This is a genomic window from Bacillota bacterium (assembly GCA_030019365.1).
Lineage (GTDB): Bacteria > Bacillota > Sulfobacillia > JACIYH01 > JACIYH01 > JACIYH01.
Genome location: JASEFA010000001.1, coordinates 616,613 through 640,062 on the forward strand (window position 1 = coordinate 616,613; position 23,450 = coordinate 640,062).

Genomic DNA, 23,450 nt, shown 5'->3' on the forward strand with positions numbered 1-23,450 from the left:
TCTGTCGCCCGGGGGGCCTGCCTTTCAGCGGTGCTTCCTGCGCTGAGCCGCCTTGGACTTCTTCTTGCGCCTCACACTGGGCTTTTCGTAATGCTCACGCCGCTTGATTTCCGCGAGGATTCCGGTCTTCTGGCACTCACGCTTGAAACGGCGCAAGGCGCTGTCGAGGGATTCGTCCTTCCCGACGCGTATTTCGGTCATGTCCATCCCTCCTCCCCGTGGAATCTCCCGCGGGGAGCAATCGCCACCCGCGCCAACACCGCCATTGTATGGCACCCGCGAGGGCCTGTCAATCAGCCCCGGAGAACGCGATTGAGGCCGATCGTGCGGCGCACGAGCGGGGGTCACCCTCCCTCGGGAGCGTAACTGGTGAGGCGGCGGCCCATCTCCCGGTGACGGTCCCGGGCCAGCTCGATGAGCCGGTCTAGCAGGCGGGAGTAGGACAGGCCGGTGGCCTCCCAGAGCTTGGGATACATGCTCACCGCCGTGAAGCCGGGAATGGTGTTGATCTCGTTCACCAGCACCTGCCCGGTATCCTGGTCCCAGAAGAAGTCGACCCGGGCCAGGCCGGCACAGTCGATGGCGCGGAAGGCGTGGATGGCCAGGTCCTGCACCTGGCGGGAGACCTCCTCGGGCACCGGGGCGGGGATAACCAGCCGGGTACGGGGATCCAGGTACTTGGAGGCATAGTCGTAAAACTCCCGCGCCGGGACGATCTCTCCCACCACGGACGCCAGGGGCTCGTCGTTGCCCAGGACACTGCACTCCAGCTCGCGGCAGCGCACCCCCTTCTCCACCACCAGCTTGCGGTCATAGCGGGCGGCGTTGTCCATGGCCCTGAGCAACTGCTCCCGGGTCAGGCACCTCTCGACCCCTACCGACGAACCCAGGTTGGCCGGCTTGACAAAGCAGGGATAGCCCAGCGCCACCTCCAGCTCGAGAGCGGCATCGTCCCGGGCCCCTTCCCAGCGGCTGCGCAGCACCACGCGAAAGGGGGTGACGGGGAGCCCGTGGGCCGAGAACACCACCTTCATCAGGGCCTTGTCCATCCCCAGGGATGAGGCCAGTACCCCTGCTCCCACGTAGGGGATGCCAGCCAGCTCCAGCAACCCCTGCACCGTGCCGTCTTCGCCATAGGGCCCGTGGAGCACGGGGAATACCACGTCCACCTTCTGGGTGAGGAAGTCCAGCCTCTCCACCACCGTACCCGCTCCCCGCGCCGGTATGGCAAACAGCGAGGGCTGCTGGGGATCACCGGCCAGCACCACTACCGGCGCCCGCGCCAGGGCTTCGGCCAGCATCACAGGGTTAACCTGTCCCGGCAGAGGGGGCAACAGATGCCAGCGACCCTGCTTGTCTATACCCACCAGAACCCGGTCGTACTTCTCCCTGTCCAGGGCTGAGATCACCGACGCCGCCGACATCAGCGAAACCTCGTGCTCACCGGAGCGTCCCCCGAAGAGGACGCCCACGCGCAGCTTCTCCCCCACCGTCCCACCCCCGCCTCAACCTATTCGTCTTGTCGGGCCTCGACCACGCCCTCGGGACAGGGCGTGGTCCCACCCGGCACCAGCACCCGCGTCAGCTCCCCCCAGGCCTCGTCGGCGCCGGCACCGGTGACGCGCACCCCTACCAGGCAACCTTCCAGGCCCGGCCCGCCCGGAAAGCGAACCCGCACGTAGTTCCGCGTGAGGCCCGACACAAAGCCCTCCTGCTCCCGCTCCGCCAGCACCTCCACCACCCGGCCCACCAGTCCCAGCGCGAAAGACCGGGCCAGGCCAGCGCCCACCTCCCGCAAGATGCGGGCCCTCTCCTCCTTTACCTTCTCGGGCACCCGCTCCGGCATCTGGGCGGCCGCCGTTCCCGGGCGGGGAGAGTACGGGAACACGTGCAGGCGCATGAAGGCGACCTTCTCCACCACCCGCACCGTGGCCGCGAAGTCATCGTCCGTCTCGCCCGGAAACCCCACCATCACGTCCGTAGACAGGGCCAGCTCCGGCACCTTCTCCCGCGCCCTTCGTACCAGGTCCAGGTACCATGCCGCCGAGTAGGAACGTCCCATGGCCGCGAGCACCCGGTCTGACCCGCTTTGCAGGGGCAGGTGCAGGTGGGGGCAGATGACCGGGTAAGCGGCCATGGCACCGAGGAAGCGGCCGGTGACGTCCACCGGTTCCAGGGAGCTCACCCGCAGCCTCCTCAGCCCCTCGATCGCCGCCATCTCTTCCACCAGCCAGGCCAGACCATCAACCATACCCAGGTCGCGACCGTAGGCACCCAGCTGGATGCCGGTGAGGACGATCTCGTGGAAGCCGGCCGTCACCAGGCGGTGGGCTTCCCGCAGGGCAGCCTGAGGGTCCCGGCTGCAGGCCGGCCCCCGGGCCGCGGGTACGGCGCAGTATGTACAGCGCATGTCACACCCTTCCTGCACCTTGAGGACCGCCCGCGTCCGGCCCTGCGCCTCCACCGGTATCTCCTCGTATCCGTCCCGGCTTCCGTGCGCCTCCTCCGCCAGGGGTCTCACCTCGACCAGTTTCCTTTCTCCCCGCAGGGCCCGTTCCACCAGAGAGACGATCTCACCCCGCCCCCGCGTTCCCACCACCACGTCGGCCCCGGTGGCGGTCAGGGCCTCCGCCCCGCTCACCTGGGGATAGCACCCGCATACCACCACCACGGCGTCCGGGTTGCGGCGGCGGGCCTGCCGCACCGCCTGGCGGGACTGGGCCTCACTACGCGCCGTCACCGTGCAGGTATTGACCACGTACACGTCGGCAGGTTGCCGGTAATCCACCACCTCCCAGCCTGCCCGCCGGAACAGCCCGGCCATGGCCTCGGTGTCATACCGGTTCACCTTACAACCCAGGGTGTAGAAAGCTACCTTGTTGCGCGGCCGCGCCCCTGTCAAGACGGCGCGCCCCTTCCTTCTCCGGCACGGGCGCGGCCCAGTTCGCCCCTCGACGCCAGCACCAGGGTGAGGGCGGCCAGCGTCGCCGTCTCCGAGCGCAGGATGCGGGTGCCGAGGCTGACCGACCTGCCCCCCAGCGCCCGCACCCGGGCCACCTCCTCACGGGTGAGACCTCCTTCGGGTCCCATTACCAGTATGATTTCCCTTTCCGCGCCCGCCAGGAGCTCGGACAGACCCACCCCGCGCTCTTCTTCCCACAGGACTATCAGCAGGGCTCGCGGCAGCAGTCCCCGGGCACACTCCAGGGCGGTCGCCAGTTCCTGGGGAGGGAAGATGGCAGGCACCCGGGTGCGCAGGGACTGCTCGGCGGCCTCGCGGGCGATCTTCTCCCACCGCTCCAGCCTCCCCGGTGACCCGGAGGGACGCACCACCGTGCGGGCGGTTACCACAGGAAGGATGTAGCTGACCCCCAGTTCGGTGGCCTTCTGCACCACCAGGTCCGTGCGGTCTCCCTTGAGCAGGGCCTGCAGTACGGCGACGGTTACCGCGGGCTCGGCGAACCGGTTCACCGGTCCCATCACCCGGCCCCGGCTCCCAACGGGGCTCACTTCCTCCAGCCTCACCGCCAGTTCCTGTCCTTCCACCACCACCCCCACAACCTGGCCCCGGGCCAGCCGGAGGATACGCGCCAGCTGCCGGGAGACCTCGGGCGGGAACAGCACCTCGTCCGCGTGGATGGCCCTGGCCTCCAGGGCGAAGCGCGCCCGCGGGGACAAGGCCACCCGCCCGGCAAATCTGGAGCCTCCGCGGCCCTCCGCACCGGCGGGGGCGCTCAACTGTTCCACGCCTCCTTCACCCGGCCCCAGAGCCCTTTGTCCTTCCCCTTCACACCCTCGCCGCGCATGGCGGCAAGTTCACGCAACAGCTCTTTCTCCCGCGGACTCAGACCGGTGGGCGTGCGCACGTCCAGATGCACGTGCAGGTCTCCCCTTCCCGCCCCACGCAGGCGGGGCATGCCCAGGCCGCGCAGGCGGACCACCGCGCCGGGCTGAGTGCCCTCCAGAACCTTCGCCTGCGCGGAGCCATCGAGGGTGGGGACATCGAGGACGGCGCCCAGAGCAGCCTGGATGAAACTGATGGCCACCTCGCAATGGAGGTCATCGCCCTCCCGGCGGAAGAGGCGATGCGGCCGCACGTGGATGTCCACGTAAAGGTCGCCCGGCGGGCCACCCCGGGTCCCCGGCTCCCCCTCTTCCGGCAGGCGCAGCCGCAGGCCGCTGTCCGCTCCCGCCGGTACCTTCACCGTGATGTGACGCACCCGCCTGACCCGGCCCAGCCCCCCGCAATCGGGACAGGGGTCGGTCACCACCGTCCCCTCCCCTCCGCAGGCCGGGCAGGTACGGACCGAGACAAAGCGGCCGAAGAGGCTGTCCGATACCGTCTCCACCTGCCCGGTGCCCCGGCAGCGGGAGCACGTCACCGGAGGGCTGCCCGGCCGGGCACCCGTCCCATCGCAAATGGGACAGCGTTCCACCCGGGGCACTTCCAGCTCCCTTTCCACCCCCGCAAAGGCCTCTTCCAGAGCGATGTCCAGGTCCAGGCGCAGGTCCGCACCCCGCTTGGGCTCCCGCGCTCGTGCCCCCCGCGGTCGCCCCGTTCCGAAGAACATGTCGAAGAGATCCTGGATGCCCGCGAAGGGGCTGCCCGCGTCACCGGGAGCACCGGCGTCACCGTAAGCATCGTAGCGGGCGCGCTTCTCCGGGTCGGAAAGGACCGCGTATGCTTCGTTTATCTCCTTGAACTTCTCCTCGGCGCCGGGATCGCCGGGATTGGCATCCGGGTGGTACCGGCGGGCCAGCCGGCGGAAGGCCTTCTTGATTTCGTCCAGGCTGGCCTCCCGGTTCACGCCGAGGATCTGGTAGTAGTCCCGCTTGTCGGGCAACGGCTAGTCCTCCCTGGGTCCCTCTCCCATCATGAGTTCCAGAAACTGGTGTTGGGTGATGACCACATCCAGGTGAAGGGGCCCTTCGCTGCCCCTCACCAGAAAGGGAAGCGAGACGTTGTACGCGGCCGAGCGCGCCAGCTGGCGACGAGCCTGTCTCGCCGCCCGCAGGACCTTCTCCCAGGCCACCGGATCGTGGCTCGGGTCCACCCCGGTGCGTTCCCGGAACACGGTGGTCAGGTAATGAGCCAGCTTGAGCACCACAGGGTCATCGCCGGCTTCCACAACCCACCACTCCAGTCAGAAGTCCATCTCGCCCTCGGGGGAACCGCCCGACTCTTCACCGCCGGGCTGGGCGGATCCTCCCTCATCCTTCTTCTTTATGATGGTATCGATGCGCAGGATAGCTTCGGCGATCTCTCCCGCCGCCCGCAGGGCGTAAGTCTTTACGGGGGTGGGGTCCACCACCCCCACCTCCAGCATGTCCACCACTTCGCCGGCGTCGCAGTCGATGGCCAGCGAGTCAGAGATCCGTTCCACCTGAGCAGCCATCACGTCGCCCACCTTCTCCAGGGGGTTGAAGCCGGCGTTGGCCACGATCTGGGATAGCGGCTTCTTGAGGGCCTCGGCCACACAGTCCACGCCGTAGGCCGCCATCCCCCGCACGCTGGAGCGCACCTTCTCGACTTCCCGGGAGACCGCCAGTTCGATGGCCCCGCCTCCGGGAACCACCCCGCCCCGCACCGCCGCCTGCACGGCGGACGTGGCGTCCTTGGCGATACGCTCCCGCTCGCCCACCACTTCCTGGGTGGCCGCGCCCACCAGGATGGTGGCCATGGGCTTACCCTTACCACCCAGGACACGCACGTGCTCGAGTTTCTCGTCCTCGAAAGCCCGGTCGGCCGCACCCAGGTACTTCTCCAGTTCCGGCGGATCCTTGCGCAGGGCGGTGCGCTTGACGGCCCGGGCCCCGGCGTGCTCGGCCACCTGCCGCAGCTCCCGGGAAGAAACCCGCTGCAGGACCATCACCCCGGCGTCGGTGAGCATCTCTTCCGCCGCCTCATCCACGCCCCGATCCACCACCACCAGGTTGACGCCCAGGGAAATGAGCTTGCGCACATTGGCCCGGAACTCTTCCTGGAGCTGGAGGTAGCGCCCGAAACCGGCTTCCGTCCCCAGGGCCTCCTCCTCGATCTCTTCGGGCTCGAGGGCGTCGTCCACCACCAGCACCCGGACAGGGGCCACTTCCTCGGGCATCTCCCTGTTGGTACGCTGTTTGTCCACGATCACGCCCATGAACACTTCGTTTTCGGCCCCGGCCCTGGCCACCACCGTGTCGGAGAGCTTGAAGGAACGATCGAGGAGCTTTTCTCTGCCCACCAGCGAGGCCGCCTTCACCGCCAGATCGGCAATATCCTCCTGCTCCCGGCCGGAGACATACGCCACCCGCCGCAGGATGGGATCGTCCACCCCGTTGACCGGGCGGGACCGGGTCTCCACCTCTTCGATGGCCTTGCGGATGCCCAGCCTTACCCCCTCGATGATGCGCGTCACCGGTACCCCCCTCACCGCCTGGTTCACCCCCTCGGTGAGCAGGGCTCCGGCCATGATGGTGGCGGTGGTGGTCCCATCGCCCACTTCCTGCTCCTGGGCGCGGGCCACGTTGATGACCATCCGGGCGGCGGGGTGATTGACGTCCATCTTGGTGAGGATGGTGACGCCGTCGTTGGTGATGGTCACGTCTCCGAACCGGTCAACCAGCAGTGTATTGAGGCCCTTAGGACCGATGGTGCCTTCCACCGCGGAGGCAATTGCGCGGACCGCGTTGGCATTGGTCAGTAGGGCCGCCAGCTTTTCGTCGATCTCGGCACCGGACGCCACCTGCTTGAGCGCCATCAAGAAACCTCCCTGCACAAAAAAAATACCGGGGCGAAAGCATCGGGCCGTTGACCCCCTTACACCAGGGCCCACCTCCCCAGCAGATCGGTGAGCAGTTGCTCGAACTCCGCCACCGCGCCCACCGCCCGGCCGTAATCCATGCGCTTGGGTCCGATCACCGCCAGGCGCCCCAGAGACATGCCGGCCCGGTAAGGCGCCAGCACCAGACTCAGGTCGCGGACTTCGCCCAGAGGATTCTCCTCGCCGATGCTGACCAGCACCCGCGACTCCGCCCGTTCGCCTCCGGCTACGAGCAGGTACTTGACCAGGACTTCCTGCTCGAGGACGGAGATCACCGCCCGCAGCCGCTGGCGGTCGTGGAACTCGGGCTGGCCGAGCAACGCCCCCAGGCCCACCAGGTACATGCGCTCACCGGAGTGCTCGCCCGCCGAGGCCACCAGGATCTCCAGCACCTGCTCGAGAACCTGCCGGTACCGCGCCAGCTCCGCCTCCAGTTCCCGCAGGACGCTCTGGGAGAGCGCCTGCACTGCCAGACCGCGCAGCGCCCGCGTGAGCACCTGGGCGACATACTCCAGCTCCGCCCGGGTGAGGTCCACCGGCACTTCCACCATCCCGGACTCCAGGAGCCCCAGGTCAGCAACGGCCACCAGCAGAGCCCGCCCCGGTCCGACCGGCACCAGGTCCAGGCTCCGGAACACCATCTGACCGGCGTGGGGGCCCATCAGGATGGCCAGAGAGCTGGTGGCCTCGCTGAGCAGGCCGGCCACCTGGTGCAGTACTGCCTCCATGGCGCGGGTGCGCCCCTCGCACAGGTCGCGGACGCGCACCACCACGGACGCGGGCAGGGGCTTCACCTCCATCAGCTCGTCAACGTAGAAGCGGTACCCCCGGTCGGACGGGATGCGCCCCGCCGAGGCATGGGGCTGCTCCACGTATCCCAACTCTTCCAGATCCGCCATCTCGTTGCGGATGGTGGCCGCGCTCACCCCCAGCCCGTACTTGCGAGCGATGGTGCGCGATCCCACCGGCTCGGCCGTGGCCACGTAGTCCTCCACTATGGCCTGCAGTATCCTGCGCTTGCGCTCGTCCACCGTCTCACCTTAGCACTCCATACAGGCGAGTGCTAAAACCCATCAAGACAATAGCATCCACCCCCCGCAGTTGTCAACGCTGCGAACACCGGTGCGACCAGATCATTGCAGCAGTCTGCCGGTCCTCTTCCCCCGCCTCCGCCAGATGGCGGTGCGGGGGGACCCTGCCGGACCCCCCCACCCAAGTCACACGGGCGTGAGCTGTATTTCTCCCCAGGCCGCCATCCGGGAGTCTTTGACGAGAACCACGCCCACCAGGCCGGGCAGCCCCCGGGCCTGCTCCAGGGCGGCGGACAGATCGGCCACCTCGCGCACGAGGTTGCCCAGCCAGGTGGCACCCGCGTCGGCGAGGGCGCCTGACGCGGCCACCGCCACCGCGGCATCCGCACACCCCAGGCTGAGGGAGTGCCCCCAGCGTCCAGCCGAGGTGCACACCGCCATCGGGCCGCCGTCGCCGGGGATGAGCAGCCCGACCCGCAGGGAAAAGGGCGAGGTTCCGGCCAGGATGGCCACCCGCCGGGGTTTCCGGCTGCACAGGAAGATGTCGCCACCGTTCTCCACCATGACCTCGTGCACGTGGGGAAGGAGGTCGCGCGCCACCGCTTCGGCCACGGCCCCGGCCACGGCGGCCATGGGGCCCACCCCCACGTGAGCAGCCGCTTGGGCCATCTCCCGTACTATGGCGGGAGCGTCCCCGGCGACCGCCACCGGCTCCAGGGAAGTAAGGAAAGAGCTGTCCCTGGCGATGTACGACTCCACGTCTCTACGCACCCGGCGCACCAGATCCCGAGCCCGGTCCGGGAGGCCGGGAGACCAGCTCTCCCGGTCCACCGCCACCCAGAGGTCGCTCTCCCCTTCCATCACCTGAAAACAGGCCAGGTCCGGACTGCCCATGACGTGCCGGTAAAACCTCTCCTCCACCTGCACTGCGGTCACCCCCCAAGCGCTCCCACCGGACAGGCATCGAGACAGAGGCCGCACCCCGTACAGCGATCCGGCTGCCAGCCCAGTTCCCCGGTGTCCCGGTGCAGGTACAGCGCTTCCGGCAGGCACACGGCCGTGCAGGCCCCGCAGGCCACACAGGACTCCATCCGGGGAAGGGGAGCGGCAGCGGAGTTGCCTGCCGCGGAGACGCTCACGGCCGCATAGTTGCGCTCAGGGCTGGAGTTGCCCGCGGCGGCTAACGTGCTGCCAAGGGTGGAGTTGCCGAGGGCGGTGGGGTTGCCCGCGCCGAGGGCAGGGGCCTCCTCCCTGCATGCCGCCACTTCGCCGGCAGCAGGCTCGGGCCCGGCGTCCCTTTCGGCCAGGGTGCGGAGGGAATCGCGCCAGGGAAGCGGGGCCGCGGGCTCGGCCAGCAGGAAATGGCCCCCCGCCACCCATTCCTTGAGGATGGCCGCGATTTCCCGCGCTCTGCGCAGGCTGGATATCGGTGCGGCGGGCACCGGGTGACCGTTGACGGGGACGCGCCCGGAGCGCAGCTGGGCGTAACTCACCTCTGCCACCACAGGACGGTCGCGGTGCGGATGGCCGTAATCGAGGACCACTGTGTGGATGTCCTCGTCGCTCACCCCCACCTGCCGGGCCAGTTCCTCGTCCAGGATGGGGATGGCAATGCCCACCCCCACGAACAGGGTCACACCGTAGCGGGTGAAGGTGGCAGCGCGCAGGAAGCGGGGATCCATCCCCCGCAGGTCCCCGGCCAGGGCCAGGGTGGCAGCCGGCCCCACCGGTATTCCACCCCGGCGGCGCCGGGCAGGGAAATGCTGAGTTCCCTCCCAGGCCACATACCCAATGCCGCCACCCAGGAACACGCGGGTGCCGATCCCCACCGTACGCAGGTCGGGATCGTTGAGCAGGGGGCTGAGCTGGCCGGCGCTGCAGTACGTCACGTTGCCGAAGCGGGGCAGTAGCTTGCCCATGTACGTATAGATGATCCGGTCCGAACCGTTGGTGGCAGCCGCGTAGTTCTGGTAGCAGTTGCGTGGGTTGAACAGGTAGGCCTGGTTCAGGTCATCGAGACGGACGCGCGTCCGGATGGACCGCCGCGGGTAGCAGTCGGTGCCGTAGCTCTCAGCCTCCAGGAGGACGGGCCTCCCCGCCACCAGGTCCTCGATGACGTGGGCACCCCCGTAGGCCATACCCTGGCTGCGGCCCAGCTCGGTAGCCCCCAGGTAGGCGTCCACCGCCGCCACCCCGGCGTGGGCGGGCACATCGTTCAGCCGTACCGACTGCATCTTGATGGGGGGTTCGCTGTGGCCGAAGTTGAGGAAAGCCCCCGAGGAACACATGGGGGCGAAGGTGGCGGTAGTCACCACATCCACCTCCTCCGCCACCCGGCGGGGGCCCTTCTCCCGCACCAGGGGGATCACCTCTTCGGCGGTGACCACCACCGCCTTTCCCTCCCGGATGCGCTGGTTGATCTCGGCGAACGTCTTGGGCACCACGGATACCTCCTCCCGGACGGGGGACTCCCGGGAGTTCCGGAGAACGAAAAACGCCTCTCCGAGAGGAAGAGGCGTCCAGCACCGGACCTCTCATCTCTCGGAACCATGGGGTTCCGCAGGAGTTGGCACCGCCATCACGCTGGCGAGCCTTCACCGTCGCCGGCTTCAGCCCCGTGACCGGTTGCCGGGCTTCATCGGGCCAGTCCCTCCGCCGCTCTGGATAAGAGTCCCCCGACCTTATTGTGTTTGGCGCTCACTATAGCACGCGCGCCCGCTGCTGTCAATGCATCAACCCAGGCCCCCAGGTCATCGGTCTGGGTCACCCTGGGTCAGCGCCCCCGGGCTGTACTCCGGGCGCGCACGGATGACGCCGCGACAACCGCCACCGCAGCCAGAGCAACCGCGGCGGCGGCAACCGGCACCCTTCTCGCCCACGCCACCCCCTCCACGGCCGCCCATAGCCAGAAGGCGGCCCACACGGCATCGCACAGCAGGGTGCCGGCGGCCACCCCCAGCGGGGAGTGGCGCAGGGCACCGGCGGCCCAGAGTACCTGGGGATACCCACCCGTCCAGCGCGCCGCCGTGAGAACCCACCAGAAGTGGCGACGGACGCGTGCGTACCACGAGGGCGAGCCAGCATCCTGCCGCACCGGAATCATGCGCCCCGCCACCCGCAGGACCCATCCCTCGCCCAGCCGGGCCAGGGCATACCCGGTCAGGTTCCCCGCCCAGCTGGCCCCCAGGCACAGGGCAAAGCCCTCAACCGGGCCCAGCCGCCCTGCCAGCACCAGGTCGCCCAGAATGCCGAAGGCCACCGCCAGGGGAACCGGGAACCCGACTCCCTGGGCAAAAAACGCCAGGAGCGGTGCCCATGGTGCCCGATCCCCCAGGACCTCCATCATGCCCGGCCGCCCAGCAGAGCGTCTTTAACCCAGGCGTTGTGGGGAGGGCACCCCTGCACCCATGCCCCCAGGTGGGCGCACCTCGCCGCGCAGTTCCCCACCAGCACCAGGCCGGACCACCCCTCCCAACGCCGAGCCTCCCGGCCGGTGAGTTCGCCCGGCCCCGCCGCCCCATCCGCCCCGACAGGGGGCAGCACACCGTTCGGCAACGGCCCCGCCACCACCACCCTGCCGCTCAAGACCTCCGCGCAACCCTCTTCCTTGATCTCGGCTACCACCGAGAGCACGGTGTGATGACACCCCGTGCAGGTCTCGGGCGCGAACACCACCCGGAAGTCCGGGATATCCAGGAGGACGTCCTCCTCCGCCCGCAGAAACCGCCTTCGCAGCAGGGCGGGGTCCTCTCCCGCCACCCGGATGGAGGCAAGGTCGTCGCATCCCAGGCCACGGTCCGCCGCCCGCCGGGGAAGCGGCAGCTCTCCCGGTTGGAAACCCATGATCCACCCGGCTACCGTATCGACGGCCACCGGGTCCGCCCCCGCCAGCACCACCCCCAGGGGGACGGGCCGGCCGAACACCGGTCCCAGTCCCTCCTGGCCCACGGTGCCATCCACCACCGCGTACAGGGGAGGGAGTACGGTGATGAGGTCGCAGATCCCCTCCACCACGCCCACGGTGTGCAGGCGCTTCTTGTCGCGGTCGGCGAGCAGTCCCTTCAGGTTTTTCAGGGCCAGGCTGGCCCCCAGCTGGTCGTGGGTCTTCAGCACCGGCACGCTCACGATCACGTCTGCCTCCGCCACCTGGCGGTAGGTGACCAGGCGCTTCACTACCAGGCCGCCGGGCACCTCCACTTCCACCTCTTCGCCTGCCTTGAGGTCGATCACCTGGTACCCGGCGTCCCGCAGGGAGTGGTACCCGCACACGGCCATCACGTCCCCAGTGCATGCCCCCACGGCGGCCGAGTCGGCGATGACCGGGTCTCCCCCCAGCTCCCGCACCAGGTCCGCCACCGTCCGGGTCACCTCCGCCCAGGTCACCGCCCCGTTGCGGGGATGGGGAGGCACCGCCACCAGGTTGGGCTTCACCAGCACGCGCGCACCCGGCTTCACCAGCCGCTCGATGCCCCCGGCGGCCTCCACCGCCCGCGCCACCCCGATATCGTCTTCCCCCACCCGCACCAGGCCCACCCGGGCACCGGCTGGCGACCCGCCGGCCATGACAGACTCCCCCCGCCTAGCCTGTTCTGGGACAGCCCCGGGCTTTCCTCCCTGCATGGAACGGGTGCGGGCCGGACATGATGGATGCGGTGGTCGGTATGAAATCTCATTACGGACCCAAGCTGGCCGTGGTGGGCTCGGGGTACGTGGGGTCTGCCGCAGCCTACACCATCATGCTGTCGGGCCTGGCGCGCGAGCTGGTCCTGGTCGATAAGGACAGGGCAAAGGCGGAAGGACACGCTTTGGACCTGCTGCACGGGAGCCCTCTGACCGCACCCGTGTCCGTAAGGGCGGGGGATTACGAAGATTGCCGGGGATCGGACATCATCCTGTTCTGTGCGGGGAGTGCGCAGAAACCGGGACAGAGCCGCCTCCAGCTCGTGCAGGTGAACCTCGAGGCGCTGCGTGACACCATCCCCGCCATCGCCCGCCTGTGTCCCCAGGCCCTGCTGGTAATGGTCTCCAACCCCGTCGACGTGCTCACACAGGCGGCCCTGCATCTGACCCGGTGGCCACCCGAACGGGTAATCGGGTCGGGCACGGTGCTGGACAGCGCTCGCTTCCGCCAGGCCCTGGGCCACCACTTCGGGGTAGATCCCCGTAACGTCCATGCCTACGTGGTGGGGGAACACGGTGATAGCGAAGTGCCCCTGTGGAGCCGCGCCACGGTGGCAGGCCTAACGGTGCCCGAGTTCGAAACGCTCACCAGCAGGCCCGTTGGCGATCCCGGCGCCTTCTTCTCCAGGGTACGGGAGGCAGCCGGAGAGGTGATCTCGCGTAAGGGCGCGACCTACTACGCCATAGCGGTGGTACTGCGGCGCATCCTGCAGGCGATCCTCAACGACCAGCGCTCGGTCCTGACCGTTTCCGGCCTGGTGGAAGGTGCGTACGGCATCACCGGAGTCTGCCTCAGCCTTCCCACCATAGTAGGCAGGCGGGGCAGGGAAAAGGTGCTGGCCCCTCCCCTGGCCGAACAGGAGCTGGAGGCGCTGTCCCGATCCGCCCGCGTGCTGGCCGGCTTCTCGCACCTTGCCGCCGGGGTCGATCCGGCCGCGAGAGAGAGCAGGGACCCGGCCTGACCGCAGCCAAATGCTTCAGTAGCAACCGTAATCCCACAGTTGACTGACACGCGACGTGAAATCCGGTGACCGGGCCGGAACCCCACCGCATCCACTACGGTTTGCCGCGCCTGCCGGGGGCAGCCCTGCCCAGGCCCCGGCTTTTCGGCCGCCTGGAGAACGCCCTGGCCCATCCCCTCACCCTGGTGGTGGCGGGAAGCCGCTACGGCGTCCCGCTCGCCCTCCAGGTCGCCAGCTATGTCTATGTCCTCCAGAACGGCCGTGTCGTACGCCAGGGCCCGGCGCCGAAATCGCGGCGGACGACCGCCTCGGCCTCTACTACCTGGGGGGCAACACCCACAGCGCGTGACACGAAAGACCGAAGGATGGAGCCTGGGCTACCCGGCACTCTCGCCCGAACGATGGTCCAAACGGGGCATCCTTTCCAGGACAAACGCACGAATGGCCTCCGCCGTCTCCAGAGCCTCTTCCACATCGGAGCGCTCGGGCCAGAACTCCGCATCGTAGCTGATGTCCTTGTCCACGGGCAGGTCGGCAAGCGCCAGGCGATCAGTCCATCATCAAGCGCATGTCCCACTGCCGTCCGCGACATGCCACGCCCTCCTCTCCCCTATCGTATCATGCAGAGGGCCGCTGGCAAGAGCAGCCGGCTACTGGCTGTCGCGCGTGTCCACCACCCGGTAGCCCGCGTCGCGGATGGCATCCACCGCCGCGCGGGCGCGCTCACCGGCCAGGCGCATGATGATCTCCGCCTCACCTTCGTGGGGCGGGAAGGAAGCCACGCTCAGGATGTTGACACCGTGATCGCGGCAGATGCCGGTGACGGCCGCCAGCATGCCCACCCGGTCCGGGAGCGTCAGGGTGACGCGCAGGCCGGGCTGCCGCAGGCCCATCAGATCCAGGAAGGCCTCGAATATGTCGGTCTCGGTGATGATGCCCACCGGCCGGCCGTCTTCCACCACGGGCAGGCCCCCCACCCGGTGCTGCCGCATGAGAAGAGCAGCCTCTTCCAGGGTAGCATCCGGGGACACGGTGACCACCTTGCGGGTCATCGCCTGTTCCACGGGCAGGCGAGCGATCAGGTAGTTGAGCTCCCAGATGCTGAGACTGGTGGCCGGAGAAGGGGAAACCCGGAAGAGGTCCAGCAGGGTGACTATCCCCACCAGCTCCCCGTCCTTGACCACGGGGAGCCGCCGGATATGCCTCTGCTCCATCATGCGCAGGGCTTCCGGAACCGGCGTGGAAGGCGACACCGTCACCAGGTCCTTCGACATACGGTCACGCACCAGCACGGCACAAACCCCCTCGCGCGGGGCCGCTGCGGCCCGCGGTATCGCAGGAATGTTTCGCCACCGCCCTGGTTTTACCTTCAAGGTAGGGATTCTACGGGTCCAGGTCGACCCCATAGCGTACCACGTGTTCCCGTGCGGGACAAAAGCGGGGAAAACTAGGAGCGATGTTCACGCACCTGCACGTTCACAGCCATTTCAGCTTTTTCGACTCCCCCACGGCGCCGGCGGCTCTGGTGAAAAAGGCAGCGACGCTGGGGATGCCCGCCCTCGCCCTCACCGACCACGGCGTCCTGCACGGGGTGCCCTCGTTCGTGGCCGCCTGTCGGCGCCACGGCGTACGGCCCGTGGCAGGAGTACAACTTGCGTTTTGCCCTGGTGATAAGGGCGGCGCGACAGTGGCTGCGCGCGCAGGGACCGGCCGGGACGGAGCACCCTTCGAACTCGTGCTGCTGTGCCACGATCAGACGGGGTACCACAACCTCTGCCGGCTTAGCAGCGCCGCTCAGGCCATGACCTGGGGCTGCAGGCCCCAACCCCTGTCGGTACTGCAGGAGCAGGCGGGGGGCCTGGTATGTCTGAGCGGTTCGGTACGGGGACCGCTGGCGGGGCTGCTCGCGGTCGGCGAGCGGAAACGGGCGGCGGACCTGGCCGGCCTGCTGCGCGAGCTGTTTTGCGGGGCATTCTTCATCGAAGTGCCGGCCACCGGCGCCGTGGCCCAGCCGGTGCTCGCCGGCCTGGTCGATCTGGCCCGGGAACTGGCCGTACCGCTCGCCGCTACGGCCGACGTCCACTACGCGGAGCCCCGCGAGGCGACCGTGCGGCGGCTTCTTCTCGCCGGCCAGAGATCATCTCGCCCCGGCCAGCCACACGACGCGGCGCCAGCGAGCCTCCGCAAGCCAGGCGGCCGGGAATCGGTCGGGCCTGCTGATCGAGACGGCCCAAGGGAAGATAGCCCGCAGCAGGGAGATGGGCCCCGGGAAAGCGGTGACCTCTGGCTGTGCTCCGAAAGGGAGATCCGACGGAGACTGGCCTTCCTGCCCCGCGCCGTCGCAGAGGAAGCGCTGGCCAACACGGTAGCCATCGCGGAGGAATGTCACTGGGACCTGGAGCCGCTCGCAGGCGCTGAAGGCGGCGGGCTGCCGGACCCCGCCTGCCCGGCCCACTCTGCCGATGACCTGCGGCGCCTGGTGGATGAGGGGCGACGCTCTCGCTATCCCACGGGGGAACCCTCCGAGGTGGCGCCACGCCTGGAGCGGGAACTGGAGGTCACCATCGGGCGGGGGCTGGCCGACTACTTCCTGCTGGCGCACCGGGTGGCGTCCTGGTGCCACCGGGAGGGGATTCCGGTGGGCCCGGGCCGTGGCTCGGCGGCGGGCAGCCTGGTCTGCTACTGCCTGGGCATCACCGACGTGGACCCCCTGGAAGAAGGGCTAATGTTCGAGCGCTTCCTGAATCCGGAGAGGCCGGACCTGCCCGACATCGACATGGACGTGTGCCAGCGCCGACGCCCGGAGGTGATCGCCATGCTCACCGGGCAGGCGGGAGCCGTGGGAGTGGTCACGTTCACCACGCTGGGGGCGAGGTCAGCCCTGCGCCTGGCAGGGCGGGCCCTGGGCCTTCCCCCCGACCGCATCGGCGCCCTCACCGCCGCCTTCCCCGGCGAGCGCGGCCCCGGGGCGCTGGCCCACGCCCTGGCCTCGGTACCCGAGCTGCGGGCCATCCCCCGTGACCGGGAACCCTTCCGTACCCTGTTCGGGGCGGCAGCGCTGCTGGAAGGTATCCCGGTGGGGCGCTCCCGCCACCCCTCGGGGGTGGTGGTCATCCCGCCCGGCCAGCGAGAGGAGCTGCCCCTGTACCGGGCCCCCGACGGCCAGCCCGTGAGCCAGTATGACGCCGAATCCCTGGAAATGCTGGGGGTGCCCAAGCTGGACGTGCTGGGCCTGCGGCACCTCACGGTGGCGGGTGATACGGAGCGCATGGTGCGCCAGGCGGAGCCGGCCTTCTCGGTGGATCGTCTCGATCCTGACGACCCCATCACCTGGGACCTGATCGGTGCGGCGGAGACGGTGGGATGCTTCCAATTGGAGAGCGAAGGGATGCGTCACCTGCTGGAACGGATGCAGCCCCGTTCCCTGCCGGACCTGGCCACCGCCATCGCCTCGTACAAGCCCGGACCCCTGCGGGCGCGCAGCCGGCGGGCCGCCCACAGGCGGGCCGGGGACACCGGCGCAGGGGACAGCGCACGGGCTGCCGGAGCGCCAGGCGGGGCCTCACCGGCCGCCGCAGGCAGGGGCGGACCGCCCACCGAGGTGAGCGGGCCGCCTCCCCTCCTGCAGGACATCCTGGCCCCCACGCGGGGCATCCTGGTCTACCAGGAGCAGGTGATGGAAGCGGGCCAGCGCCTGGCCGGCATGACTGCGGGAAAGGCAGATCTCATGCGGCGCTTGCTGGAGAAGGGGCAGCGCCTGCGCCCCGCCCTGCTCCGGGAATGGGAAGCCCGGTTCGTGAGCGGCGCGCGCGAGCGGGGCATACCCGAAGCCGAAGCAAGAGACGCCTTCCACTGGCTGAGCAGGGCGGCCGGGTATACCTTCAACCGGGCCCACGCCACCTGCTACGCCCGCCTGGCCTACCAGGCCGCCTACCTCAAGGCCCACCATCCAGCACCGTACCTGGCCGCCCTCCTCTCCAACCCCGGCGGGTACTACCCGCCCGACCTCTACCTGTACGAGGCACGGCGCCTGGGGATCGCCGTGCTGCCCGCCCACCCCAATCACAGCGGCGCCTTCTGGCGGGCGGAAAAAGGGGCCATACGGGCCGGGCTCCTCTCCCTGCCCGGCGTGGGCCTGCACGCCGCCCTCGCCTGCCTGCGGGAACGGGCGAGGGGCGGCGATTTCCGTTCCCCCCAGGACCTGACCCTCCGCCTGCGGGGCAAAGTACCCCGGGCGGCCCTCTCTGCGCTGCTTCTGGCACGCGAAGAGGCCGAAAGGCCCGGCGCAGGCCGGACCGAATGTGCGCGGCCCGACGAACAACCGGCCCGCGCAGATGATCAAGAAGTGATACTCGAGGGCCGGGTGGTGCAGGGGCAACGCGTTCCGGCACCGGGGGGCGGTTACCGCCTGGTACTCCTGCTGGACACCGGGCGCGAGATGGTGCACGTACACGTACCCGCCCGGGTATACGAGCGGGACGCCCTGGCCCTGGACCCCCGTCACCTCACCGTACGGGGGCGGCTGGACCGCCGGGGTGGTCACCTGCGCCTCCTGGCGTCGGCCCTGGGGAGTCCGGCTTTTAGCATCGGTCGCGGGGGAGAAAGCTAGGCGGGGTGATGGCGACGATCGTCGTGGGAACGGGGGGCTACTCGTACGAGGACTGGCGGGGTGTGTTCTACCCCAAGGACCTCCCCAAGAACCGCATGCTCGAGTTCTACAGCCGGGAATTCGACTTCGTGGAACTGAACACGACGTACTACCGCCAGCCCAGCCGTCCCATGCTGAGGAATATGGTCCAGATGACCCCGCCGCGGTTCTCCTTTGCCGTGAAGGCGTACCGGGGCATCACCCACGAGAGGGAACGGCCGCGCCATGAGTTGCGCGCCATGCTGGACGCCCTCGAACCGCTGCGCCAGGAAGGACGCCTGGGGTGCGCCCTGCTGCAGTTCCCCACCAGCTTCCGCTACAACGGCGAGAATGTGGCGCTGCTGCGGGACCTGGGCCAGGACCTCAGGGGGACGCCGGCCGTGGTGGAGTTCCGCCACCAGGAATGGCTGCGGGAAGACGTGTTTCACCTCCTGGAGGAGAGCCGACTGGGGTTCACCTGCGTGGATGAGCCGGCCTTCCGCACCCTGGTGCCCCCGGCCGTGCGGGCGACCGCCGACGTGGCCTACGTGCGCTTCCACGGGCGCAACTATCAGAAATGGTGGCGGCACGAGGATCCCTCCGAACGCTATGACTATCTCTACACCCGGGAGGAACTGGCCGAGTGGGTGCCCCGCATCCGCCTCCTGGAGCGGCAGGCGGGTAAGGTGTTCGTGAGCATGAACAACCACCGGCGCGGGCAGGCGGTCATCAACGGTCGCACGATCAAGGAGTTGCTGGAGCTTACCTGGCCCACTCCCCTGGTCACGGCGGAGACGGTGCTGGAATCCCACTCCCCCGCTCTGGCCGGCCCGGCGGAGAGGAGGGGCAGTGCATCGGCGTCGGCGGCAGGTGGGGCCGCAGGAGGAGGTGCCCGCGGGTGAGGCCGGTGCATCTCCCGACCGCAGTCCCCGGAGAGACGAGGGCGGAGCGGGAGCAGCGTCCCGCGGGGCTGGCGGAGCGGGAGGGGCGCCTCGCAGTGCTGGCGGAAGAGGCACGGCGGTGCCACCTGTGCCCCCTGGGCGATTCACGCCGGCTGGCTGTGCCGGGCGAGGGTCCTGCCGATGCCGCTCTGGTGCTGGTGGGAGAAGCTCCCGGCGAAAAGGAGGACGAGGCCGGCCGTCCCTATGTGGGCAATGCCGGTCGCCTGCTCGGTCACCTGCTGGGGGAAGCCGGGCTCGACCGCGGGGAGACGTTCATCACCGGGGCTGTCAAGTGCCGCCCACCGGGCAACCGCACTCCCCGCGCATCGGAAATCGAGGTGTGCGCGCAGCACTACCTGCGGCCTCAAGTCGAGATCATACGTCCCCGCATCGTATGCCCCCAGGGGACCGCCGCCGTCCGGGCCGTGCTGGGACCGGGGGTCAGGCTGGCCGCGGTGCGCGGGCGCCCCCTCCAGCGGGAAGGGCACACGGTGTTCGTCACCCACCACCCCGCCGCCGTCTTCTACCGCGAGGAGCTCAAGAACACCCTGGAGCAGGACATGGCGGCCCTGGCCCGCCTGCTGCGGGGCGGCGGTCCGTAGAGAAATCTGAACGGAGCACGCCCTCTGACAGCACTGCGATCACCGGGGGGCAACCATCCTGAGCCCGCCGTGCGGGCCGCGCATGGCCTCCACCAGAGGACGACCGCCCACCATCACCATCTCCACCCGGCCCGGGTCGTCCCGGCGGAGCAGCACCAGGTCGGCCACGCGCCCGCGTTCCAGGTAACCGCGGTCGGGGGCCAGGCTGGGGACGGCGTCGGCTACCCACCCCGTAACCATGGCCACCGCTTCTGCGAGTGGACGTAACCCCCGGCCGAGCACCTCGGCCAGAGCCACCACCTGGGGGTCGAAAAGACCGCCCCCGTAGTCGGTGGATATGAGGTCGGCCGCCCCCCGGGCCACCAGCTCCAGCAGAGGTTGCGGACCGGGGGTGGTATGACGCGCCCCGAAGGCGTCGAAGGTGGCCACGTCCACCAGGACTCCCGCCGCCCGCAGGCGCAGCGCCAGGTCCACCGCCTCGTCCGGAAGGAGCGAGTCATGATTGCAGTGGGCGGCGATCAGCCGCCCTCCATGGCGGACGAGCTCCAGTACCACCGCCCGGGAAGGGGCAGCGGTGTGCAGGATGACGGGGACCCCCAGCCGCGCTCCCACTTCCACCGCCTCCCGCATCCCGTCCAGGGCCGCCTGAAACGAGGGCAGCACGCTCTCCTCCACCAGCCGCCTGGCCCCCTGCGGGGAGAGCACATCGGCCAGGCCCAGTTCGCCCAGGACATCGCGCACGGCTGCCTCCCTGTACGCCCGGGGATCGATGTGGCGCCCCAGCACCGCCGTCTTCAGCGCCCGCGCCCCCGCCGGTGATATCTCCCGCCCCGTACGCTCTCGCACGGCCCGCGGTATGTACAGGTACTCCTGCCCGCCCCCGCCCAGGGTGTGACCGCCGCCGATTTCCCCCAGGCACACCGCCCCCGCCTCCAGCATCCTCTCGGCGGTCATGCGGCGGTGGCGCGGGGAAAGGCCCCGTCCGTCGGCCCGCAGGGCGGCTCTGAGGTTGAGGGGGGTATGGGAAGTGGCCGTCTTCAGGTTCACGGGGGCGAGGGAGCGGGCCGCCTCCACCTCCTCGGGCAGGGCGAAACCGTCCAGGTTGAGTACGGTGGTGGTGCCCGCCTGCAGGTGACGGAGCAGGTTGCAGCGCACCTCGCCTTCGGCCAGGGCCTCCGCCCCGCTGGCGAAAAGGGGTCCCAGCGTGCAGCCATGGGCATGGTGGTTGATCAGACCGGGGAGCACGTAGCATCGGCGCGCATCGATCACCTCACCGTCCACCGGCGCACCCCCCGCTCCGGAACGCGCCGGCACCGGCTGCCCGGAGACCGCCCCCGCACCTGCAGGCAGTATGTCGGCGACGAGGGCACCCTCGACCACCACGGTGGCACCCTCCAGCACGGTGCCCCCGTCGCCGGTCACCACCGTGCCCCCGGCGATGAAGAACCTCATACGCCCGTCTCCTCGACCATCTCCAGGAGTCGCGCCGGCGGGACATCTCCCAGGCCCAGCGCACTTAAGGTGCGGGCGTCCCGCCGCAGGTCCCGTCCGGCGATGACGCCCGCCAGGTGGATGACGGCCGTGGCGGTCGGGGTCGCGACGCCGAGCCCGGCCCCCAGGTGTTCAAGGGGGACCAGGCCGTAGGGCACGTCCTCGGTGACGTAGCGGTGCTCGAAGGACTCGGGGGCCCGGCTCCAGCTATAGATGGGGTTATTCACGTTGGTCTGGCAGATGTTGTCTCCGAAGGTACCCTGGTGCGCGTACCAGGCCAGGTCCTGCTCGTAGAGGGAGCGCATGCGGGAAAGACCCAGGGTCCGCCCCACCGTCAGGCGCTCAGCATCCAGGGCCTCGATCACCCTGCCCACCGCGGGGGTCATCCCCTCCTTGTAGAAGAGGAAGTGCCCGCCCGTGCGCTCGATGTGGGCCGCATTCAGGATCATGACGGGGAGGTGGGTGGGCGCGTTGGGGTTGCTGAGACTGGTCTCCAGGACGTTCTGGGCGGACTCCAGGGTGGGGTAAGCCTGCCGCAGGACGGCCAGGACCTCCCCGGTGCGCGTGGCGGGCAGGGCCGCCACCCGCAGGGAGCGCTTGTAGCCGCGGATCCAGATGGTGGCGGGACCCTTCTTCCGGCAGGCATAGATGAGCGATTCCGCCTCGGCCAGCGTCACCCGGCCGGGGTTCCGGCCCTCCCTCTTCCAGGTGAGGGCGAACTCCAGGACACCGCCGAAGTTCCCGGGCGCCACCAGGACCACCTGCCCCGGCCGCACGACCGGTGCAGTCACCTCGGCGAAGCGGCGGTGGGCGAAGGAGGGCACGATCGCCAGCACCACGTCGGCCCCCGTCACCGCCTCTCCGATATCCGTGGTGACGGTGTCCAGGCACGCAAACCCTTCCCGCAGGCCGGTGCTGGGCAGCACCTCGGCCTGGATGCCCCCCGCCTCCGCGACCGGTCCAATCGTATGGGCGAACTCGGGCAGCTCAAAGAGCCGCACCCGGAATCCCCGCAGGGCCAGGTCGGCCGCCGCCGCCAGACCCCCGTGCCCGCCCCCCAGTACAGCGAACACGGGTCCCCCGCCCTGGGTGCCGAAGGCGCTCACCCCCGGCCATACTTTTCCCGTCCCGCCCGCTTCAGATAAGCCGCACCTGCGGGGCGTGACCGTGACATCGGTCCTGTCGGCGTGGCCACCTGAGTCCCACGCACGTGCCCGACCCCGGACGGCCGCACGCGAGGGGCAACCGTTACATGAGACGTACCCGCGTACCCAGCCCCAGTTCGGTGGCGCCGCGGTAGGCAGCGGCGGCGGCCGCCGCGTCCAGTACCGCCAGGCCCACGGCCTTGTACACCGTGATCTCGTCGGGGCGCTCGCGGCCCGGCTTCCTGCCCCGCACGATTTCTCCCACCTCGGCGAGGATGCGGTCGCGGCTGATGGCACCCCGTTGCACCGGTATGATGATGTCCCCCGCCTCGGCCAGCACCGCCTCCCGCGAGTCCACCACCAGCTTATCCGCCCGCAGCACCGTGGTCTCATCGATCTCCCGCATGGCGGGTGTGAAAGAGCCGATGGCGCTCACGTGGGCGCCGGGCGCCAGGGCCTCCCCGGGGAAGACCGGCGTCGAAGACGTAGTGGCCGTGATCACCACCTGCGCCCCCTGCACCGCCTCCCGGGGCTCGCCCGGGAAGGTCCACCTCACCCCCGGGAGGTCCGCGCTCAGGTCGCCGGCCAGGGCCTGGGCCCGCCCGGGCACGGGGTCGAAGACGCGTACCTCTTCGAGGGGACGCACGGCTGCCAGGGCCAGCACCTGCGTGCGACCCTGCACCCCGGCGCCGAACAGGGCCGCCACCCGGGCTCCGGCGGGGGCCAGGTGGCGGGCAGCCGCCCCCGCGGCCGCTCCCGTGCGCAGGGCGGTGAGGTATCCCCCTTCCAGCAGGGCCATAGGCGCACCGGTGGTGGCGTCGAGCAGCACCACCATGCCCATGATGGTGGGCAGTCCCCGCTCCGGGTTACGCGGGTACACGGAAACCACCTTGAGGGCGGTGCTGCCCGCTGCCGGCAGGTGAGCGGGCATGAACACGCTCACCCCTTCGTACTGGGGCACCGGTATCTGGGTGCGCAGGGGGACCACGGCCTCGCCGGCCGAATATTCCGCATACGCCTCCTCGCAGGCGGAAATGGCCCGCTTCATGGGCAGGGCCCGCCTGACGTCCTCGGCCGTAAGGACCAACAACTCCTGCGTCACGGGCAAACACCTCCAGTGCAACTCCGGGTGGTGGGGCGTACCCGGGTGACCCGCAGCGGCCAGGTC

The 23,450-nt window shown here is 69.7% G+C and carries 21 protein-coding genes, 1 pseudogene and 1 riboswitch; of the genes and pseudogenes, 4 read left to right on the top strand and 18 right to left on the bottom strand.

Annotated elements, in window-relative coordinates; all coding sequences use genetic code 11:
- Positions 1–24 precede the first annotated feature (24 nt).
- The 13 genes and pseudogenes from rpsU to QME70_02970 form a co-directional block, all read right to left on the bottom strand.
- A complete protein-coding gene (gene rpsU / locus QME70_02910; GenBank protein MDI6893559.1) occupies positions 25–201 on the bottom strand; it encodes a 30S ribosomal protein S21 in 177 nt (58 codons plus the stop codon).
- Between the two features lie 143 nt (positions 202–344).
- Positions 345–1,490, bottom strand: coding sequence for a D-alanine--D-alanine ligase family protein (locus QME70_02915; protein ID MDI6893560.1), 1,146 nt, complete (start codon positions 1,488–1,490; stop codon positions 345–347).
- 20 nt (positions 1,491–1,510) lie between these two features.
- Complete coding sequence (gene mtaB, locus QME70_02920) at positions 1,511–2,902, bottom strand: tRNA (N(6)-L-threonylcarbamoyladenosine(37)-C(2))-methylthiotransferase MtaB (protein MDI6893561.1); 1,392 nt, start codon at positions 2,900–2,902, stop codon at positions 1,511–1,513.
- Complete coding sequence (locus QME70_02925; protein MDI6893562.1) at positions 2,899–3,747, bottom strand: RsmE family RNA methyltransferase; 849 nt, start codon at positions 3,745–3,747, stop codon at positions 2,899–2,901. Before QME70_02925 ends, mtaB begins: the two co-directional genes overlap by 4 nt.
- Complete coding sequence (gene dnaJ, locus QME70_02930; GenBank protein ID MDI6893563.1) at positions 3,735–4,844, bottom strand: molecular chaperone DnaJ; 1,110 nt, start codon at positions 4,842–4,844, stop codon at positions 3,735–3,737. Before dnaJ ends, QME70_02925 begins: the two co-directional genes overlap by 13 nt.
- 3 nt (positions 4,845–4,847) lie before the next feature.
- The gene (locus QME70_02935) at positions 4,848–5,129 is read right to left on the bottom strand and encodes an Hsp70 family protein (protein ID MDI6893564.1); all 282 of its coding nucleotides are present in this window, start codon (positions 5,127–5,129) and stop codon (positions 4,848–4,850) included.
- A gap of 15 nt (positions 5,130–5,144) precedes the next feature.
- A complete protein-coding gene (locus QME70_02940; GenBank protein ID MDI6893565.1) occupies positions 5,145–6,740 on the bottom strand; it encodes a TCP-1/cpn60 chaperonin family protein in 1,596 nt (531 codons plus the stop codon).
- A 59-nt stretch (positions 6,741–6,799) separates the two neighbouring features.
- Positions 6,800–7,834: a heat-inducible transcriptional repressor HrcA gene (hrcA, locus tag QME70_02945; GenBank protein MDI6893566.1), complete on the bottom strand. Its 1,035-nt coding sequence runs from the start codon at positions 7,832–7,834 to the stop codon at positions 6,800–6,802.
- A 186-nt stretch (positions 7,835–8,020) separates the two neighbouring features.
- Complete coding sequence (locus tag QME70_02950; protein ID MDI6893567.1) at positions 8,021–8,770, bottom strand: UPF0280 family protein; 750 nt, start codon at positions 8,768–8,770, stop codon at positions 8,021–8,023.
- On the bottom strand, positions 8,767–8,925 hold the full coding sequence (locus QME70_02955) for a 4Fe-4S binding protein (protein MDI6893568.1): 159 nt from the start codon (positions 8,923–8,925) through the stop codon (positions 8,767–8,769). Before QME70_02955 ends, QME70_02950 begins: the two co-directional genes overlap by 4 nt.
- 237 nt (positions 8,926–9,162) lie before the next feature.
- Positions 9,163–10,278, bottom strand: a pseudogene (locus tag QME70_02960) (homocysteine biosynthesis protein).
- An 87-nt stretch (positions 10,279–10,365) separates the two neighbouring features.
- A riboswitch (SAM riboswitch) is annotated at positions 10,366–10,505 on the bottom strand.
- A 102-nt stretch (positions 10,506–10,607) separates the two neighbouring features.
- Entirely contained in the window at positions 10,608–11,180 is a 573-nt protein-coding gene (locus QME70_02965) for a hypothetical protein (protein ID MDI6893569.1), read from the bottom strand.
- Positions 11,177–12,397: a DUF362 domain-containing protein gene (locus QME70_02970; protein ID MDI6893570.1), complete on the bottom strand. Its 1,221-nt coding sequence runs from the start codon at positions 12,395–12,397 to the stop codon at positions 11,177–11,179. The genes QME70_02965 and QME70_02970 overlap by 4 nt, the downstream gene beginning before the upstream one ends.
- 98 nt (positions 12,398–12,495) lie before the next feature.
- On the opposite strand from QME70_02970, the gene QME70_02975 reads away from it, so the two are divergent.
- Positions 12,496–13,476 carry an L-lactate dehydrogenase gene (locus QME70_02975; GenBank protein MDI6893571.1) on the top strand — a complete coding sequence of 327 codons (981 nt, stop codon included), beginning with the start codon at positions 12,496–12,498 and terminating at the stop codon, positions 13,474–13,476.
- Between the two features lie 377 nt (positions 13,477–13,853).
- Here QME70_02975 and QME70_02980 read toward each other — a convergent pair whose 3' ends face one another.
- Positions 13,854–14,000: a hypothetical protein gene (locus QME70_02980; protein MDI6893572.1), complete on the bottom strand. Its 147-nt coding sequence runs from the start codon at positions 13,998–14,000 to the stop codon at positions 13,854–13,856.
- A 126-nt stretch (positions 14,001–14,126) separates the two neighbouring features.
- On the bottom strand, positions 14,127–14,768 hold the full coding sequence (locus tag QME70_02985; GenBank protein ID MDI6893573.1) for a CBS and ACT domain-containing protein: 642 nt from the start codon (positions 14,766–14,768) through the stop codon (positions 14,127–14,129).
- A gap of 164 nt (positions 14,769–14,932) precedes the next feature.
- Between QME70_02985 and dnaE the strand changes: the two genes are divergently transcribed.
- From dnaE to QME70_03000, 3 genes are read left to right on the top strand one after another with little or no spacing between them, the layout of a single operon-like run.
- A complete protein-coding gene (dnaE, locus tag QME70_02990) occupies positions 14,933–18,085 on the top strand; it encodes a DNA polymerase III subunit alpha (protein MDI6893574.1) in 3,153 nt (1,050 codons plus the stop codon).
- Between the two features lie 8 nt (positions 18,086–18,093).
- Entirely contained in the window at positions 18,094–19,005 is a 912-nt protein-coding gene (locus QME70_02995; GenBank protein ID MDI6893575.1) for a DUF72 domain-containing protein, read from the top strand.
- A complete protein-coding gene (locus QME70_03000) occupies positions 19,002–19,646 on the top strand; it encodes a uracil-DNA glycosylase (protein ID MDI6893576.1) in 645 nt (214 codons plus the stop codon). The genes QME70_02995 and QME70_03000 overlap by 4 nt, the downstream gene beginning before the upstream one ends.
- 39 nt (positions 19,647–19,685) lie before the next feature.
- Here QME70_03000 and QME70_03005 read toward each other — a convergent pair whose 3' ends face one another.
- The 3 genes from QME70_03005 to QME70_03015 form a co-directional block, all read right to left on the bottom strand.
- Positions 19,686–21,098, bottom strand: coding sequence for an amidohydrolase family protein (locus QME70_03005; GenBank protein MDI6893577.1), 1,413 nt, complete (start codon positions 21,096–21,098; stop codon positions 19,686–19,688).
- Positions 21,095–22,210, bottom strand: coding sequence for an NAD/NADP octopine/nopaline dehydrogenase family protein (locus tag QME70_03010; GenBank protein ID MDI6893578.1), 1,116 nt, complete (start codon positions 22,208–22,210; stop codon positions 21,095–21,097). The genes QME70_03005 and QME70_03010 overlap by 4 nt, the downstream gene beginning before the upstream one ends.
- Positions 22,211–22,385: 175 nt before the next feature.
- A complete protein-coding gene (locus QME70_03015) occupies positions 22,386–23,384 on the bottom strand; it encodes an ornithine cyclodeaminase family protein (protein ID MDI6893579.1) in 999 nt (332 codons plus the stop codon).
- Between the last annotated feature and the right edge of the window lie 66 nt (positions 23,385–23,450).